The following is a 16947-nucleotide window of genomic DNA, read 5'->3' as shown; positions in this document are numbered from 1 at the left end:
TTTCGCTGCGCAAGGCACCCCGCCAGCGTGATCGATCAGAGCACTTGTTGATCAGCCAGCACAAGCGCCGCGCTCATCGTGCACAGGGCGCCGGGTGCTCCCCGCAGCGAAATAAAGGAGGAGGCCGAAGGCGGGGGACATTCGCAGAGGGGAGTACCCGGTGGCCTGTGCACGCGCGCCGAACGCAAATGCTCCGAACCCCAGCCCACTGAATAAAAGCCCACCGAGGCACACAGAGAGAAAGCAAAAGACATGTTGGACCATCTGAAAGAAACCGACTACGGCACCCCCAAGCGCGAATCCACGCGCGAGGTCACGCTGGAAATCGACGGTACCGAAGTCACCGTGCCCGCCGGCACCTCGCTGATGCGCGCCGCGGTGGATGCCGGCATCAACGTGCCCAAGCTCTGCGCCACCGACAGCCTCGAGCCCTTCGGCTCATGCCGCCTGTGCCTCGTTGAGATCGAGGGCCGCAAGGGTTTTCCGGCCTCGTGCACCACGCCCGCCGAGGCCGGCATGAAGGTGCGCACCCAGACGCCGAAGCTGCAGGATCTGCGCAAGGGCGTGATGGAGCTCTACATCTCCGACCATCCGCTCGATTGCCTCACCTGCTCGGCCAATGGCAACTGCGAACTGCAGGACATGGCGGGCGTCACCGGCCTGCGCAACGTGCGCTACGGCTTCGACGGCGCCAACCACCTGAAGGACCAGAAGGACGAGTCCAACCCGTACTTCAGCTACGACCCCTCCAAGTGCATCGTGTGCAACCGCTGCGTGCGCGCCTGCGAGGAAACGCAGGGCACCTTCGCGCTGACCATCAGCGGCCGCGGCTTCGAGTCGCGCGTGTCGCCGGGCCAGGACGAGGCTTTCATGGATTCGGAATGCGTGAGCTGCGGCGCCTGCGTCGAAGCCTGCCCCACAGCCACGCTGCAGGAGAAGTCGGTGATCTGGCTCGGCCAGCCCGAGCACAGCGTGATCACCACCTGCGCCTACTGCGGCGTGGGCTGCGCCTTCAAGGCCGAGATGAAGGGCAACGAGGTCGTGCGCATGGTGCCCTGGAAGGACGGCAAGGCCAACGAAGGCCACTCCTGCGTCAAGGGCCGCTTCGCATGGGGCTATGCGACGCACCAGGACCGCATGCTCAAGCCGATGATCCGCAAGAACATCAGCGACCCATGGCAGGAGGTGAGCTGGGACACCGCGCTGAACTACGCCGCGGGCGAGTTCAAGCGCCTGCAGGCCAAGTACGGCAAGGACTCGATCGGCGGCATCACCTCCTCGCGCTGCACCAACGAAGAGACTTACCTCGTGCAGAAGCTGGTGCGCGCCGCCTTCGGCAACAACAACGTCGACACCTGCGCGCGCGTGTGCCATTCGCCCACGGGCTACGGCCTCAAGCAGACGCTGGGCGAATCGGCCGGCACGCAGACCTTCGCCTCGGTCGACAAGGCCGACGTCATCATGGTGATCGGCGCGAACCCGACCGACGGGCACCCGGTGTTCGCCTCGCGCATGAAGAAGCGGCTGCGCCAGGGCGCGAAGCTGATCGTGGTCGATCCGCGCCGCATCGACATCGTGAAGTCGCCGCACGTCAAGGCCGCGCACCACCTGCAGCTGCGGCCCGGCACCAACGTGGCGGTGGTCACGGCGCTGGCGCACGTCATCGTCACCGAAGGCCTGATGGCCGACGACTTCGTGGCCGAGCGCTGCGACACGGCCTCGTTCAAGGAGTGGAAGTCGTACGTCGAGCGCCCGGAGCAATCGCCCGAAGCCACCGAGCAGGCCACGGGCGTGCCCGCGGCCGAGCTGCGCGCCGCCGCGCGCCTGTTCGCCACGGCCGGTAACGGTGCCATCTACTACGGCCTGGGCGTGACCGAGCACAGCCAGGGTTCGACCACCGTGATGGGCATCGCCAACCTCGCGATGGTCACCGGCAACGTCGGCCGCGAAGGCGTGGGCGTGAACCCGCTGCGCGGCCAGAACAACGTGCAGGGCGCCTGCGACATGGGCTCGTTCCCGCACGAGCTGCCGGGCTATCGGCATGTGTCCGACAGCACCACGCGCGCCTCGTTCGAGGCCGCCTGGGGCGTGCAGATCGACCCCGAGCCGGGCCTGCGCATCCCCAACATGTTCGAGGCCGCGATCGGCGGCAGCTTCAAGGGCCTTTACTGCGAGGGCGAGGACATCGTTCAGTCCGACCCGAACACCCAGCACGTGGCGGCCGCGATGATGGGCATGGAGTGCGTGGTGGTGCAGGACATGTTCCTCAACGAAACCGCCAAGTACGCGCACGTGTTCCTGCCGGGCTCCTCGTTCCTGGAGAAGGACGGCACCTTCACCAACGCCGAGCGCCGCATCTCGCGCGTGCGCAAGGTGATGCCGCCGAAGGCCGGCTATGCCGACTGGGAAGTGACCGTGAAGCTTGCGCAGGCCCTCGGCTATCCGATGGACTACAGCAGCCCCGAAGAGATCATGGACGAGATCGCCGCGCTGACGCCGACCTTCCACGGCGTGAGCTACCAGCGCCTCGACGAGCTCGGCAGCATCCAGTGGCCCTGCAACGACGCCGCGCCCGAGGGCACGCCCACCATGCACATTGACCGCTTCGTGCGCGGCAAGGGCAAGTTCATCGTCACGCAGTACGTGGCGACCGACGAGAAGGTCACGCGCAAGTTCCCGCTGCTGCTGACCACGGGGCGCATCCTCTCGCAGTACAACGTGGGCGCGCAGACCCGGCGCACCGAGAACAACCAGTGGCACAGCGAGGACCGGCTGGAGATCCATCCGCACGATGCCGAGGAGCGCGGCGTGAAGGACGGCGACTGGGTCGGCATCCAGAGCCGCGCGGGCGAGACGGTGCTGCGCGCCACGGTGTCCGGGCGGATGCAGCCCGGCGTGGTCTACACCACCTTCCACTTCCCGGAATCGGGCGCCAACGTCATCACCACCGACAACTCCGACTGGGCCACCAACTGCCCGGAGTACAAGGTGACGGCCGTGCAGGTGGCGCCGGTGATGCAGCCCTCCGCCTGGCAGCAGGAGTACAGCCGCTTCAACAAGGTCCAGCTGGACCTTGCGACGGCCGGTTCGGCGCAGGCTCCGCGCAACGAGACGATCCCCGCCAAGTAGCGCAATGGCCATGGACATCGCCACCTTGCCGGCCGCGGACGGCGCAGATACCTTCTGCGAGGGCGCGCGCCTGCTGCCCGTGCAAGGCGTGCGCGGCGGCGAGGCCTATGCGGTGCAGGACTGGGTGGCCGAGGAAGTGCCGGTGGCGCTGGAGTTCAACGGCATCTCGCATGCGGTGATGCTCGCGACGCCGCTGGACCTCGAGGACTTCGCGCTCGGCTTCTCGCTCAGCGAGGGCATCCTCGACCACGCGCACGAACTCTATGCGGTGGAGACGGGCGAATCGGAGCTCGGCATCACGGTGCGCCTGCAGGTGGCGAGCGCCGCCTTCGCGCGCCTGAAGCAGAGGCGCCGCACGATCGCGGGCCGCACCGGCTGCGGCCTGTGCGGCACCGAGAGCCTGGCGCACGTCTCGCGCGAGCTGCCGGTGCTCGCCGATCCGGCGGGGCCGCTCGAACGGCAGGCGATCGCGCGGGCGATGCTGCAGGTCCAGTCGCTGCAGACGCTGCAGCAGGCCACCGGAGCGGTGCACGCCGCGGCCTGGTGCTCGGCCGATGGCGAGGTGCAGTGGCTGCGCGAGGACGTGGGCCGCCACAACGCACTCGACAAGCTGATCGGCGCGCTCGCGAACAACGATGTCGACGCATCCGGCGGCTTCATCGCCGTGACCAGCCGCGCCAGCTTCGAGATGGTGCAGAAGACGGCGATGGCAGGCGTGCCGCTGCTGGCCGCGGTGTCCGCGCCGACTTCGTTCGCGGTGGCCACGGCCGAGCGCGCGCGGCTCACGCTGGTCGGTTTCGCGCGCAAGGACGACCTGGCGGTCTACAGCCACCCGGGGCGCCTGGCAGCGGCCGGGTACGGCGCGCACTGAAGCAGTCACCCATTCATTTCATCAAAGGCAGTGCATGCACGATCACGATCCGACGGCGCAACTGGTCAAGATGGCCAACCAGATCGGCACCTTCTTCCAGGCGCAATCGCCGAGCGACGCCACCATGGCCACGAACGCGATCGCCGCGCACCTGAAATCGTTCTGGGCGCCGAGCATGCGCGTGCAGCTGATCCGCGCGCTCGAAGCGGGCGCCGCCACGGGACTGCTGCCGATCGTCGCGTCCGCGGTTCGCAGCCACCGCGCGAATCTGCTGCCCGGTGGGGCGCGAGAGGCCGGCGAGGCGAGGGAGCAGTTTCCGCAGGGCGGCGGCGATGCGGGTTGAGCGCGAGGCCTAGACGCCCCAGCTGCGGCCGGCCTTGCGTTCTGCCTGCGACTTGAGCAGCGCCTCGTAGCACAGGCACAGCGGCATGGCGACGAACACCATGCCCGCGACGTAGATCACCAGGCTCATCACGGGGAACTCGTTGCCGCCCCAATGAGGGATCGACGCGGCCAGTGCCGCGAGGGCGACGGCTGCGATCACCGCATGCATCGCGCTGCGCACGAGCGTGATCCTCGCAGACGCCGGCGGGCTGGATGTCTGACGGTCCGCTGCCGGGCTGTGGTCGCCCTTGTCTCCATCGTTGTTCATCGTCGCTCCTCGGTGAAGGCGTCGGCGATTCTTGATCGCGGTTGGGGCCGGGTCAAGATCGAAGTCCCTTGCCCGGCCGCTCGCGGCAGGCTCGGCCGTCAGTCGTACTTCACCGTGTAGATCAGGTCCAGCCCGCTCGTCTGTCCCGCCTGGCCCCGCAGCGTGAGCCGGGTCGTCAGGTCGTAGAAGATGAAGAGCGTGCCGAAGGTCCCGCCAATGCTGCGTTCGTAGGTGAGGTAGAAATCCTTCGACAGCCGCTTGCCCAGCGTCACGGCCGACTCGCGCAGGTCGCCCCCGCTGCCCGGTCCCTTGAAGCCGAGCTCGTCCAGCCCGAAGCGGCTGGCCAGGCTGCCGCCGCTGCTGCTGCTGCCGATCTTGCCGATGAGCGAAAGCGCGGCCTGCTGCAGCAGCGCCGATTCGCCGCCGCTGGTGGCCGAGGCCCGGCCCAGGATCACCCACGACAGCGTCTCGGCGTCGGACAGCGCGGGCTCCGAATAGAGCTTCACGCGCGGCGATTGCGCGGTGCCGGTGATTTGCACGCCCGCGCGCTGCGACAGGTTCGGGCGGATCGCCAGGATGTCCAGCGCCGGATTGTCGAAAGGTCCGTTGAAGCGCGCGAGGCCGGTCTCCACGTCGAGCTGCTGGCCGTAGGCGCGGTATTGGCCCTTCACCGTCTTGACCTCGCCCGTGATGCGCGGCGGCGCATTGAGCCTGGTGCTGCGGATCTCCAGGTTGCCTTCGAGCCGCGTGGTGATGCCGCGGCCCTGCACGGCGAAGTCATCGCCCAGGTCGAAGTCGACGGCGATGTCCGGCGGCTTGGCGGTCTGCGGCTTGGCAGCCTGTGCGTTGGCGCTGGCGGATTCGCGCTGCGCCGCCTCGGCGGCCTCGCGGTCCTTGGCGGCGGAGCGTACGACGACGTCGCTGCCCAGGCTGGGCGCGGTCTCGTCGGGCAGGATGATGACGGCGCGGTCGGTCTTGAGCTTGCCGCGCACGCTGAACTGGCCGTTGTCGAGCTGCGCCTGCAGGTCGCCCGAGAGCGTGACCTGCCGGTCGGTGCGCACCAGCACGCGCAGCGCGCGCAGCTGGCCCTGCAGGGCCATGCGGATGCCCGAGGCCGAGCCGCTCGCCGGGCCCCAGCCGAGGTTGCCGCTGGCCGAGAGCGTGCCGCCGTCGGTGCGGGCTTCGCTGGCCGTGGTGCTGCGGTTGCCGCTCTGGCCGCCGATGCGCACGGAGCTGCCGGCGCCGCCCTTGAGCGTGAATTCGGTGATGTCGACGCGCTCGCCCGAGAGCGTGGCGCGCAGGCGGCCGTCGTGCAGGTCCAGTCCTTCGACCGGCGCGCGCAGCGCAAGCTTGTCGGCGCCCAGCGTGCCGTTCCAGCGCGGCACGGCGCGGTTGCCCGACAGCGTGGCGCTGGCGTCGAGCGTGCCCGCGATGCGCCAGCCCGGCGGCGCGAGCATCGACCACACGCCGAGGTTGGGCAGCGCGGCCTTGATGGTGCCGCCCAGCGGTGCGTCGGGGGCCCACTGCCAGCCACCGGCGCGCTGCTGCACGCGAGTGTCGATGGCGGCGTCGATCTTGCCGGCGCGTTCGCTGTCCCAAGCGAGGACGGCGCGCACGGCGTCGCCTTCGGCATCGAGCCGCAGCTCGGCCTGGCGCAGGCCAGCCGGCGTGCTGGGCGCGTCGCCGCTCGCGGAAGCCGCGTTCATCGTGCGCTCGCTTGCGGTACCCGTGCCGGTGCTGGTGATGCGCGTGACGAGCGCAGCCTCGCCGGCCTGCACGCGGATGTCGCCGCTCTGGCGCGCGAGGCGGGCCTTGGCGCGCAGCGTGTCGCCGGCGTCGATGTCCCAGTCGCCGTTGAACAACAGGTCGCCGCTGATGCCGTATTCGCCCAGCGTGGCGTTCGCGCCGAACGCGCCGGCCCAGGCCATCGGCAGGCCCTGCAGCTGGCCCTTCGACTGCACGCGGAACACGCGGTTGGGCGCGGCGCCGCTCTGGCTGAAGCGCAGCGGCTGCCAGTCGATGCGCACGGTGCCGGGCACGGGGCCGCGCAGCGTGGCCGCGGCGGCGGAGGCTTCGACGTCGAGGCGGGGTGATGCATTGCCGGTGCTGCTGCGGATGGTCGCGGTCACTTCGCGGCTCAGTTCCAGCACCCAGGGGGCACCGGGGCGGGTGCTGTCCTGCGCCTGCAGCTTCAGGCTGGCGAGTGCCGCGCGCCATTGGCCGGCGCCTGCGATGCCGCCGCTGGCGCGGGTGTCGATGGCGAACTTCTGCGTGCCGGTGGCGGCTTCGCCCTTCAGCGTGAGCGTGGCCTGCGCGAGGCTGCCGGCGAGGTCGGCGTGCAGGTCGCGCAGCTGCACGGTGGTGGTGGCGCCGCCGGGTTGCTCGGAGGGCAGGCTCAGGTCGAGCCGCGGCACGCCGAGCACGGCCTTGATGCTGGGTTCGATGCTGCCGCGCGGCGCAGGCGCGTTGGGGCTCTGCAGCCGGCGCTGGAACGTTCGCCAGCCGCCCTGCCAGCTCGCATCGAGCTTCGCGGAGCCCTTGGCGCCCGCATTCGCGAACACGGCTGAGAGCCCCGGCAGGCTCTGCACCCAGCGCTGCACGGCGTCGGCGTCGTCGATGGCGGCCCTGATCTCGCCGCCCCCCGAATCGGGCGCGATGCGGCCTTCGACCTGCGCGCTGCCGCCGGGCAGCGCGAGGGCCAGCTTGCCGCTCGCGGCCTGCTCGGCCACGCGCACCTGCAAGCGGCCGTTGACGCTGGCACGCTGGGCCTCGATGCGCAGCGTGCGCAGGTCGAGCACCTGGTCTTTCCACTGGCCCTGGGCCAGCGCGCGGTCGAGCGCGAAGCCGGGCAGGGCCTTGCTGCCCGCGCCGCCTTCGGCGCGCAGGGCTGCGTCGAAGGTGATGGTGCTTTCCTTCTGCTCGGCCTTGAGCGTGCCGCTCACGGGCGCACCCGAGAGCTCGCTGTACAGCGCGCCCGGCCGCACGCCGCGTACGGTGGCCTGGGCCTGCCAGGGCGAGGGTGCGGGGCTCCATTTGCCGGCCGCGTCGATGCGGCCGCCGCCCGCGCGCACGGTAGCTTCGGGCAGGGACCAGTTGTTGCCGTCGAAGCCGACGCGCGCCTGCAGCTGTTCGAGCGGCAGCTTTTTTTTGTCCCACGGGCCGGGCACGGCGTTGCGGATGTCGGCCGAGGCCTTCCACGCGGCGGGGCCGGTGTCGGCGTCGGGCTGCAGTTCGACCATGCCGGTGAGCCGCGTCTCGGGCGCACCGGGCCACAGGCTCGATGTGTCGACGTTGCGCAGGTCGGCCTTCGCGTCGATCACCGGCTGGGGCAGCCAGGGCGCGATCTGTGCCTGCAGTTTGGCTTCCATCGGCGCATCGGCGTTCTCTTCGGCGGGCTTCAGTTCGGCAGCCACCTGCAGCCGCGCGGCCGTGCCGGCGAGCGTGCCTTTCACCGTGGCGGCAGCCAGCACGTCGATGCCGCGGTCTTCGGCCAGCGGCGCCTTCACGCGGCCGTCGAGCGCCGCGTCGATGGCCATGGGCGCGGGGCCCTGCAGTTTCACGCGGGCGCCGTAGTGGCCGTCGGCAACGTCGACGCCCTTGATCTCCAGCGCGTGCTCGGCGGCCTTGTTGTAGCTGTAGCTGCCCGACAGGTTGAGCGCCCGCAGCACGGGTGGGCCGGCCCAGCGCACTTCGTCGATGCGAAAGGGCAGTTCGACCTCGACCGGCAGCACGAGCTGCTCGAGCGGCTTGGTGGGCTCCTCGCTCGGCGGGCCGCGCTTTTCGATCAGCACCTGCTTCGCGTGCACCTCGCCGAGGTGCACCTTGCGCTGGAACAGCGGGGCCAGTGTCCAGCCGATGGTGGCGTCATTCACCTCGACGGCGATGCTCTCGCTCTGGTACTTGAGCCAGCCGATGTGGCCGCCGGTGCGCAGCGAACCGGTGACGTCGCGGCTCTCCAGGGTCTGTCCGGCCGGCAGCCGCTGCGCGGCCTGCGCGAGCGCGAAGGCGAGCGACTTGTCGGAGCCGATGTACCACCAGGCGCCGGCAGCAAGCAGCATCACGATCATCACCAGGCCGGCCACGGTCCAGGCCAGGGCACGCGCGGCGCGCCGTGCGCGCGAGCGCCGCACGGCGGGAGGCATGGGCGTCGGCGTAGGTTCGGTGTCGGTCTGCATCGGAAGCATCAGAAGGTGAAGCCGAGGCGAAAGTGCAGGCGGAACTTCTTCGAGTCCACGCCGTAGGCCAGGTCGGCCTGCACCGGCCCGACCGGGCTGCGCCAGCGCGCACCCACGCCCACGCCCACCTTGGGCTTGAGCTCGCCGGGCTTGTCGGCCACGGCGCCCGCATCGACGAACACCACGCTCTCCCAGTCGGTGAGCTTGTCGTTGTAGACGAAGGGACGCTGCCACTCCACGCTGGCCACGCCGAGGTAGCGGCCCGCAACGGTCTGGCCGTCGGCGCGCACGGTGCCGATCTGCTTGTAGCTGTAGCCGCGCACGGTGGTGTCGCCACCGGTCAGGAACATCAGCGTCGACGGGATCTGTGCGTTCTCCTTGGCTGACACCGCGCCGGCCTCGACGCGCAGCTGCAGCCGGCTGCGGCGCGCGCGCGTTTCCTTGTCCTCGGCCGAGCCCAGCGGCAGCACGCCGAGCCAGCGTGCGTAGGTGCGCGTGAAGGGCATCTGCTCGCCGGTGAGCGTGTAGCCCGCGGCCACTTCGAGCGCGAGGCCGAAGCCGCGCGAAGGCGCTGCGTTGTCATCGAAGTAGCGCCCCGTCCAGCCCCAGTTGGCCGTCACGGCCGAGGCCGAGGGCGGTGCGTTGGTGCCGCGGTTCTGCGCGTAGTCGTACTGCAGGAAGTAGCTGCGGTCGATGTGGTCGCCCGACTTGCTGCGCCCGCCGCGCAGCCGGCCGCTGTCGACCACGTAGCTGCCCGACTGCTCGCTCTTGAGCTCGGCGCCCGAGAACCAGCGCCAGCCGCGGTCGTCGGGAATCGCCTTCCATTCGGTGCCCAGCGACTTGATGTCGCGGTCGACCGACAGCCGCGAGACGGCGCGCCAGCCCAGCAGCGGGATCTGGTTGTGGATGTGGTCGATCGACAGGCGCGGGCCGTTGTCGGTGGTGAAGCCCACGCCGAGTACCACCTTCTGCAGCGGCGCTTCGCGCAGTTGCGCGATGACGGGCGCGGCCAGCGGGTTGCCGCTCTCGGTGTCGAGCGTGAGGAACACCGAGTCGTAATAGCCGCTGCTGGCCAGGCGCTGCTGGGCATCGAGCAGCTTCTGCTGGTCGTAGTCGGTGCCGCTGGGCAGGCGCGCGATGCGGCGCGCGCCGTCGGGGTCGTAGCGCTGGATGCCGTTCAGCACCAGCGGGCCGAACTTGTAGGCCGGACCCGACTGGTAAGTGACGCTCAGACGGGCCTCGCTGCGGTCGGCGTCCACTTCGGCACGGCTGATCTCGATGCTGCCGGTGGGAAAGCGGCTGGCCGTGAGGCTGCGCAGCGCGGTGGTCTTGGCGCTGTCCCAGGCTTGCTGCGTGAAGGGCTGGCCGGCGCGCAGGCCCCAGTTGGTGCGGATCGAGTCGCGCTGCGGCTCGGCGGCCGCGTCGTCGGCGATCGGGCCGCCGTAGCTGATCTGCACGTTGCTCACCTTGGTGGGCTCGCCCGGCGACACGGTGATGACGATCTCGCGCGGGGCCTTGGTGCTCTCGGGCGTCTCGTTGAGTTCGAGCGTCAGCGTGGGCGTGAAGTAGCCGAGGGTGCCGAGCAGTTCGCGGGCGTTGGCCTCGGCGGCCACCATGAGGCGCGAGATCTCGGTCGCGCCGAGGTCGTCGAGCTCGCGGTAGCGCTGGATCTCGAGGTGGAGCCTGAGGTAGTCGCGCACGGCCTCGGGACCGCGCACGTCGACGGTGAAGGCGTCGCGCTTGTCGGCCTTGGCCTTGTCGTCTTTTTCCTTGTCCTCTTGCGCAGTGGCGCTGCCGCTGCGCACGAGGCCGGCCGCAGGCTTGCTTTCAGTGCTTTCCTTTTTCGGCAGCAGGCTGCAGCCTTGCAGAAGCAGGACGCCGGAAAAAAGCAAAGCCGGCCACCACGCCGGCGAGGAAGCTGGAACCACCCTGACCATGGGCGGATTCTGACAGCAAGCTCTGCCGGTTCCCGAGGGCCCCGGCGACAGGCGGTTTCGTCCTACTTCGAGAGCATGCGCATGGCCTCTTCAAGGCCGCGCAGGGTCAGGGGGTACATGCGGTTGGACATCAGCTGCTGCATCACCGCGATGCTCTGGCGGTACTGCCACACGCCCTGCGGCTCGGGGTTGATCCACGCGAACTTCGGGAAGGTGTGCGTGAGGCGCTGGATCCACTCGGCGCCGGCCTCCTCGTTGTTGTATTCGACGCTGCCGCCGGGCTGCAGGATCTCGTAGGGGCTCATGGTCGCGTCGCCGACGAAGATGAGTTTGTAGTCCTTGTTGTACTTGCGCAGGATGTCCCAGGTGGCGAACTTCTCGGAGAAGCGGCGCTTGTTGTTCTTCCACATGAAGTCGTACACGCAGTTGTGGAAGTAGAAGAACTCCAGGTGCTTGAACTCGGTCTTCACGGCCGAGAACAGCTCTTCCACGCGCTGGATGTGCTCGTCCATCGTGCCGCCCACGTCCATCAGCAGCAGCACCTTGACGTTGTTGTGGCGCTCCGGCCGCATCTTGATGTCGAGGAAGCCCGCATTGGCCGCGGTGGAGTGGATGGTGTCGTCGAGGTCCAGTTCTTCGTCGTGGCCCTCGCGCGCGAACTTGCGCAGCCGCCGCAGCGCGACCTTGATGTTGCGCGTGCCGAGTTCCTGCGTGTCGTCGTAGTCCTTGTAGGCGCGCTGGTCCCACACCTTCACGGCGCTCTTGTTCTTGCCCGCGCCGCCGATGCGGATGCCCTGCGGGTTGTAGCCGCCGTGGCCGAAGGGCGAGGTGCCACCGGTGCCGATCCACTTGCTGCCGCCCTCGTGGCGTTCCTTCTGCTCCTCGAAGCGCTTCTTGAGCGTTTCCATGAGCTCGTCCCAGCCCATCTTCTCGATCTTGGCTTTTTCTTCGGCGGTGAATTCGCGCTCGAGCGTTTTCTTGAGCCAGTCGAGCGGCACTTCCTTGGTGAAGTCGGTGAGCATCTCCACGCCCTTGAAATAGGCGGCGAAGGCGCGGTCGAACTTGTCGTAGTGCTTCTCGTCCTTCACGAGCGCGGTGCGCGAGAGGTAGTAGAAGTCGTCGATGCCGTAGGCGCCGTCGGAGTTGGGCCCCACCACGTCGGCCTGCAGGGCTTCGAGCAGCGTGAGGTATTCCTTGACCGACACCGGCAGCTTGGCTGAGCGCAGCGTGTAGAAGAAGTCGATGAGCATGGGGCGCTCCTTGTGTGTCAGCCGCGTGGCTTGTCGAGCAGGTACAGCAGCTGGGCCTTCACCTCGGGCCATTCGCCCGCGCGCAGGCTGTACATGACGGTGTCGCGGATGGTGCCGTCGCGGCGCATCGCATGGCCGCGGATCACGCCGTCTTTTTTCGCGCCGAGCCGCTCGATGGCGCGCTGCGAGGCGAAGTTGAAATTGTCGGTGCGCCAGCCCACCACGTTGCAGCCGAGTGCGTCGAAGGCATGCGTGAGCATCAGCAGCTTGCAGGTGGTGTTGACGTGCGTGCGTTGGCAGCGCGCGGCGTACCACGTGTAGCCGATCTCCACGCGCTTCACGCCCGGCAGGATGTCATGGAAGCTGGTGGTGCCGAGCACGGTGCCGGTGGCCTCGTCGGTCACGGCGAAGGCGAAGCGGTCGGCGGTCTTGAGCGCGGTCTCGATGTAGGCGCGCGTGTCCTGCGGCTCGGGCACGGAGGTGACGCGCAGCTTCCACAGCTCGCCGTCCGCGGCTGCGGCGCGCAGGCCTTCTTCGTGGGCCAGCGACAACGGCACCAGCGCGATGCCGCGGGCCTTCAGCGTGGCAGGTTCGATGAACGCCATGGCGAAGCCTGTGCAGTTATCTGTTGTTGCGCTGCATGAAGACGAGCTTCTCGAACAAGGTCACGTCCTGTTCGTTCTTGAGCAGCGCGCCCACCAGCGGCGGCACGGCGACCTTGTCGTCCTTGCTCTGCAGCGCTTCGAGTGGAATGTCCTCGGCCACCAGCAGCTTGAGCCAGTCGAGCAGCTCGGAGGTCGAGGGCTTCTTCTTCAGGCCGGGCAGGTTGCGCACGTCGTAGAAGGTCTTCATCGCGGACGTGAGCAGCTCCTGCTTGAGGCCGGGGAAGTGCACGGCGACGATGTGCTTCATCGTCTCGGCATCGGGGAACTTGATGTAGTGGAAGAAGCAGCGGCGCAGGAAGGCGTCGGGCAGTTCCTTCTCGTTGTTCGAGGTGATGAACACCACCGGCCGGTGCTTGGCGCGGATGAGTTCGCGCGTCTCGTAGCAGTAGAACTCCATGCGGTCGATTTCGCGCAGCAGGTCGTTCGGGAATTCGATGTCGGCCTTGTCGATCTCGTCGATCAGCAATGCCACCGGCTGGTCGGCCGTGAAGGCCTGCCAGAGCACGCCCTTGACGATGTAGTTGTTGATGTCGCTCACGCGCTCGCCGCCATCGAGGTCCTTCAGCTGCGAGTCGCGCAGGCGGCTCACGGCGTCGTATTCATACAGGCCCTGCTGCGCCTTGGTGGTCGACTTGATGTGCCACTGCAGCAGCGGCAGGCCGAGCGACTGGGCCACTTCCTCGGCCAGCATGGTCTTGCCGGTGCCGGGCTCGCCCTTGACGAGCAGCGGACGCTTCAGGGTGATGGCCGCGTTGACCGCGAGCATCAGGTCTTGCGTGGCGACGTAGTTGTCTGAGCCCTGGAATTTCATGAGTGAGATGAGTGAGGCGGAGGCTGGGGTGGAGAAAAGAACACACTCGACACGCGTTGTGCAGCCTCAGGGTTGGCCTGCACAGGGTTCCGGAGGACCCCTGCATATAATCGAATGTTGATTCGAAAAACTGTACTCTCCACGAGATTGTGCGCGCAAAATGAACAAGTTGTTGACCACGATGTTTGCCCTTGCTGTCGCTTGCGTGACGCTCTCGGCACAGGCCCAGCAAGTCACTGGCAAGGCCCAGGACGGCGCAAAGAAGGTTGCGATGTGCGTGGGCTGCCACGGCATCATCGGCTACCAGGCCAGCTTCCCTGAAATCCACAAGGTGCCAATGATCGCCGGCCAGAGCGCCACCTACATCACGGCAGCGCTCACCGCGTACAAGGGCGGCGACCGCAAGCATCCCACCATGCGCGCCATCGCCGACACGCTCACCGAGCAGGACATCGCCGACGTCGCCGCCTACTACAGCCAGCTGGGCGTGAAGCAGGACGATGCACCGCCGGCCACGCTCGCCAAGGCCACGCCCGAGAACATCCAGGCACTGATCTCTCGCGACAAGGACAACAACTGCACCAAGTGCCACGGCGCCAACTTCAACACGCCGAACGACGGTACCGTGCCCAAGCTGGCCGGCCAGCATGCCGACTACCTGTTCGTCGCGCTCAAGTCCTACCGCGTGAAGAACAACCCGCACCTCGGCCGCTCCAACGCGGTGATGGGCCAGCAGGTCGAACCCAAGAAGTTCACCAACGCCGAACTCAAGACGCTGGCCAGCTACATCAGCTCGCTGCCCGGCGAACTGAAGACGGTGCCCGAGTCGCGCATTCACCACGGCGCCGAATAAGCGCTTCGAAGCCGGCAATAAAAAAACCCGCTGCGAGCGGGTTTTTTTGTGTTCGGGATTTCCCTGAGATCAGACGTCGAAGAACGCCGTCTCGTCCGTGCCCTGCATGCGGATGTCGAAGCGGTACGTCACCGCGCCGCCTTGCTCCACGCGCTCGGCGATCAGCGTGTGGCGGCGCTCGGCGGGCACGCTCTGCAGCACCGCGTCCTTCGCGTTGGCCTCGGCCTCGTCGCTGAAGTACACGCGCGTGAACGCGTGCAGCAGCAGCCCGCGCATCAGCACGATCACGTTGATGTGCGGCGCTTCGCCGGGCGCCTGCGCGCCGGGCTTCACGGTGTGGAACACGAAGCGGTTGCCCTCGGCGGTGCCGGTGCCGACACGGCCGAAAGCGCGAAAGCCCATGGCGCGCGCTTCTTCGGGCGTCTGCGGATAGCGGCCTTCGCCGTCGGGCTGGCTGATCTCGACCAGCGCGTCGTTGATCGGGTTGCCGTCGCCGTCGATCACGCGGCCCTCGAGGCGAATGCGCTGGCCGGCGGCGGCGTCGAGCGCCAGCACGGCGTCGAAGGGCTGGTCGAAGTCGTAGCCGTACTGCGTGGCGGTGAGGCCGTAGGCGAAGTAGGGGCCCACGGTTTGCGAGGGGGTCTGGCCGTAGTCGGCTTCCTGTGCGGTCATCAGCATGGTGTGTGTCTCCTGGCTCAGCGGTTCTCGAAGGGCGTCTCGTCGGCGCCGCGCAGCACGATGTCGAACTGGTAGCCCAGTGCGTAGCCTTCCTCGGTGATGTCGAGGCTGAAGTCGGCAATGAGGCGGTTGCGGTAGCGCTCGGGCGTGCCGGTGATCATCGGGTCGTACTGCAGCAGCGGGTCGCCGGGGAAGTACATCTGCGTGACCAGGCGGCTCGCAAAGCTCTGGCCGAACAGCGACATGTGGATGTGCTGCGGACGCCAGGCGTTCGGGTGGTTGCCCCAGGGATAGGCGCCGGGCTTGATGGTGAGGAAGCGGTAGCGGCCTTCGCTGTCGGTCAGGCAGCGGCCCGCGCCGAGGAAGTTGGGGTCCAGCGGCGCGTCGTGCTGGTCGACCTTGTGCACGTAGCGGCCGGCGGCGTTGGCCTGCCACAGCTCGACCAGCGTGTTGGCCACCGGGCGGCGTCGCTCGTCGAGCACCTGGCCGGTGAGGATCATGCGTTCGCCCAGCGGCTCGCCGTTGCGGCGCGCGTTGCGCGTGAGGTCGTGGTCGAACTCGCCGATGCTGTCGTGGCCGTACACCGGCTGCTGCAGCTCGCCGAGCGAGGCCTTGAGCGGGATCAGCGGCTTCTGGGGGCCGCGCTTCACGGTGGACTTGTAGCCCGGATAGATGTAGCTGGGATGGGCTTTCCAGTCGCGCGGGGTGAGGGTGGGCTGGGGCCCTTGGGTCTTGGTCGACATGTGCGTTGTCTCCTGCTGTCGTGGGACGAATCGGGAAGCCGCCACTTTAGAAGCGCCATCCGATGATGTAAATTGAAGAATTCTCCGTTCTCAATAACCAAAAGGAATTGAAAGACTCCGCCGATCTTCGACAGGATTTCGTGCGCAGCGTGCAGCTGCGGCACCTGCGCTGCCTCGTGGCCGTGGCGCAGGAGCGCCATCTCGCGCGTGCGGCCGAGCGGCTGGCGCTGAGCCAGCCGGCGGTGTCCAAGACCCTGTCCGAGCTGGAGGCGATCGTCGGCACGCGGCTGGTCGAGCGCAGCAAGGCCGGCCGGCGCGGCGTGCAGGGGCTCACGGCGGCCGGCGAGCAACTGCTGGCGCATGCCCTGCGTGTGCTGGAGGCGCTCGACGCCAGCGCGCAGGCGGTGGCGCCAGCGTCGGGCGGGCGCATCGAGCGGCTGCGCATCGGCGCGCTGCCGAGCGTGGCGCCGGCGCTGCTGCCAGTCGCGCTGGCGCGGCTGCGCGACAGCCGGCCATCGGTGCAGATCGTGGTGAAGAGCGCCGCCAACGCCGTGCTGCTCGACGAGCTGCGCGCCGGCGAGCTCGACCTCGTGGTCGGCCGCATGAGCGATCCGCGCCTGATGGGCGGCCTGAGCTTCGAGTTGCTGCACACCGAGCCGCTGGTGTTCGCCGTGCGCGCCGGCCATCCGCTCGCGTCGAAGGCGGTGTCGGTGCAGGCGGTGCTGGCCTATCCACTGGTGGTGTACGGCGAGGGCACGATCCCGCGCCACAACACCGAGAGCTTTCTGTCGGCGCGCGGCCTCGTGCTGCCGTCCAATGCATTGCAGACGCTCGACGTGGCGGTGGCGCGCGCGCTGGTGGCGGTGTCCGATGCGGTGTGGATCACGCCGCTGGGTGCCGCGCGCGGCGAGCTGGCGGACGGGCGCCTCGTGCGGCTGCGCATCGAGACCGCCGGCACCGAGGAGCCGGTCGGGCTGCTGCAGCGCAGCGATGCCGAGCCTTCGGCCCTGCGCGGCGCCATGGCCGCGCTGCTGCGCGAGGCAGCCAAGGAGCAGGGGGCGGTCCCCCCAGCGGCCCGGCGCAGGCGCGGCGGTTAGCCGGCTTTCACCAGGAACGCCGCGGAACCGGCTTTGCCGGGCCGCAGGTGTTGCCCCCTGCAAGGGGGGCGAAGCGACACGAAGTG

Annotated in this window: 13 protein-coding genes; 5 read left to right on the top strand and 8 right to left on the bottom strand. The window is 68.6% G+C overall.

The genetic code is table 11. The features are described from left to right. Positions 1–252: 252 nt before the first annotated feature. Genes fdhF through PMI12_RS17360 form a run of 3 tightly spaced genes read left to right on the top strand, consistent with a single transcriptional unit; the run spans position 253 to position 4343 of the window. Entirely contained in the window at positions 253–3129 is a 2877-nt protein-coding gene (gene fdhF / locus PMI12_RS17370; RefSeq protein WP_007835018.1) for a formate dehydrogenase subunit alpha, read from the top strand. Positions 3130–3139: 10 nt separating this feature from the next. Then, positions 3140–4000 (top strand): formate dehydrogenase accessory sulfurtransferase FdhD, encoded by an 861-nt coding sequence (gene fdhD, locus PMI12_RS17365; protein ID WP_007835016.1) that lies wholly within the window; start codon positions 3140–3142, stop codon positions 3998–4000. A 34-nt stretch (positions 4001–4034) separates the two neighbouring features. After that, on the top strand, positions 4035–4343 hold the full coding sequence (locus tag PMI12_RS17360; protein ID WP_007835015.1) for a formate dehydrogenase subunit delta: 309 nt from the start codon (positions 4035–4037) through the stop codon (positions 4341–4343). 9 nt (positions 4344–4352) lie between these two features. On the opposite strand, the gene PMI12_RS17355 is transcribed toward PMI12_RS17360, so the two are convergent. From PMI12_RS17355 to PMI12_RS17330, 6 genes are all read right to left on the bottom strand, one after another. After that, positions 4353–4652, bottom strand: coding sequence for a hypothetical protein (locus PMI12_RS17355; RefSeq protein WP_007835014.1), 300 nt, complete (start codon positions 4650–4652; stop codon positions 4353–4355). A gap of 98 nt (positions 4653–4750) precedes the next feature. After that, positions 4751–8827: a translocation/assembly module TamB domain-containing protein gene (locus PMI12_RS17350; RefSeq protein ID WP_042673629.1), complete on the bottom strand. Its 4077-nt coding sequence runs from the start codon at positions 8825–8827 to the stop codon at positions 4751–4753. 8 nt (positions 8828–8835) lie between these two features. Beyond that, positions 8836–10764, bottom strand: coding sequence for an autotransporter assembly complex protein TamA (locus tag PMI12_RS17345; RefSeq protein ID WP_007835012.1), 1929 nt, complete (start codon positions 10762–10764; stop codon positions 8836–8838). A gap of 62 nt (positions 10765–10826) precedes the next feature. After that, a complete protein-coding gene (locus PMI12_RS17340; protein WP_007835011.1) occupies positions 10827–12014 on the bottom strand; it encodes a vWA domain-containing protein in 1188 nt (395 codons plus the stop codon). A gap of 17 nt (positions 12015–12031) precedes the next feature. Continuing rightward, complete coding sequence (locus tag PMI12_RS17335; protein ID WP_007835010.1) at positions 12032–12619, bottom strand: GNAT family N-acetyltransferase; 588 nt, start codon at positions 12617–12619, stop codon at positions 12032–12034. Between the two features lie 16 nt (positions 12620–12635). After that, the gene (locus PMI12_RS17330) at positions 12636–13490 is read right to left on the bottom strand and encodes an AAA family ATPase (RefSeq protein ID WP_007835007.1); all 855 of its coding nucleotides are present in this window, start codon (positions 13488–13490) and stop codon (positions 12636–12638) included. Positions 13491–13650: 160 nt separating this feature from the next. Between PMI12_RS17330 and PMI12_RS17325 the strand changes: the two genes are divergently transcribed. Continuing rightward, entirely contained in the window at positions 13651–14343 is a 693-nt protein-coding gene (locus tag PMI12_RS17325; RefSeq protein WP_007835005.1) for a c-type cytochrome, read from the top strand. 69 nt (positions 14344–14412) lie between these two features. Here the strand turns inward: PMI12_RS17325 and pcaG are convergent, their stop codons facing one another. Beyond that, entirely contained in the window at positions 14413–15021 is a 609-nt protein-coding gene (gene pcaG, locus PMI12_RS17320; protein ID WP_007835003.1) for a protocatechuate 3,4-dioxygenase subunit alpha, read from the bottom strand. Positions 15022–15038: 17 nt separating this feature from the next. Next, the gene (gene pcaH, locus PMI12_RS17315; protein ID WP_007835001.1) at positions 15039–15764 is read right to left on the bottom strand and encodes a protocatechuate 3,4-dioxygenase subunit beta; all 726 of its coding nucleotides are present in this window, start codon (positions 15762–15764) and stop codon (positions 15039–15041) included. Between the two features lie 107 nt (positions 15765–15871). Here pcaH and PMI12_RS17310 point away from each other — a divergent pair, with 107 nt between their 5' ends. Next, positions 15872–16861 carry a LysR substrate-binding domain-containing protein gene (locus tag PMI12_RS17310; RefSeq protein WP_042673628.1) on the top strand — a complete coding sequence of 330 codons (990 nt, stop codon included), beginning with the start codon at positions 15872–15874 and terminating at the stop codon, positions 16859–16861. Positions 16862–16947 lie beyond the last annotated feature (86 nt).

This window comes from Variovorax sp. CF313, from assembly GCF_000282635.1.
Classification (GTDB): Bacteria; Pseudomonadota; Gammaproteobacteria; order Burkholderiales; family Burkholderiaceae_C; genus Variovorax.
This window is presented reverse-complemented; position numbering and strand designations above follow the sequence as displayed.

Bases quoted from the DNA above. Each gene is read 5' to 3' on its own strand.
- PMI12_RS17345 (WP_007835012.1), bottom strand. From the start codon at position 10,764: ATGGTCAGGGTGGTTCCAGCTTCCTCGCCGGCGTGGTGGCCGGCTTTG.
- PMI12_RS17330 (WP_007835007.1), bottom strand. From the start codon at position 13,490: ATGAAATTCCAGGGCTCAGACAACTACGTCGCCACGCAAGACCTGATG.
- fdhF (WP_007835018.1), top strand. From the start codon at position 253: ATGTTGGACCATCTGAAAGAAACCGACTACGGCACCCCCAAGCGCGAA.
- pcaG (WP_007835003.1), bottom strand. From the start codon at position 15,021: ATGCTGATGACCGCACAGGAAGCCGACTACGGCCAGACCCCCTCGCAA.
- pcaH (WP_007835001.1), bottom strand. From the start codon at position 15,764: ATGTCGACCAAGACCCAAGGGCCCCAGCCCACCCTCACCCCGCGCGAC.
- PMI12_RS17360 (WP_007835015.1), top strand. From the start codon at position 4,035: ATGCACGATCACGATCCGACGGCGCAACTGGTCAAGATGGCCAACCAG.
- PMI12_RS17325 (WP_007835005.1), top strand. From the start codon at position 13,651: ATGAACAAGTTGTTGACCACGATGTTTGCCCTTGCTGTCGCTTGCGTG.
- fdhD (WP_007835016.1), top strand. From the start codon at position 3,140: ATGGACATCGCCACCTTGCCGGCCGCGGACGGCGCAGATACCTTCTGC.
- PMI12_RS17355 (WP_007835014.1), bottom strand. From the start codon at position 4,652: ATGAACAACGATGGAGACAAGGGCGACCACAGCCCGGCAGCGGACCGT.
- PMI12_RS17350 (WP_042673629.1), bottom strand. From the start codon at position 8,827: ATGCAGACCGACACCGAACCTACGCCGACGCCCATGCCTCCCGCCGTG.
- PMI12_RS17340 (WP_007835011.1), bottom strand. From the start codon at position 12,014: ATGCTCATCGACTTCTTCTACACGCTGCGCTCAGCCAAGCTGCCGGTG.
- PMI12_RS17335 (WP_007835010.1), bottom strand. From the start codon at position 12,619: ATGGCGTTCATCGAACCTGCCACGCTGAAGGCCCGCGGCATCGCGCTG.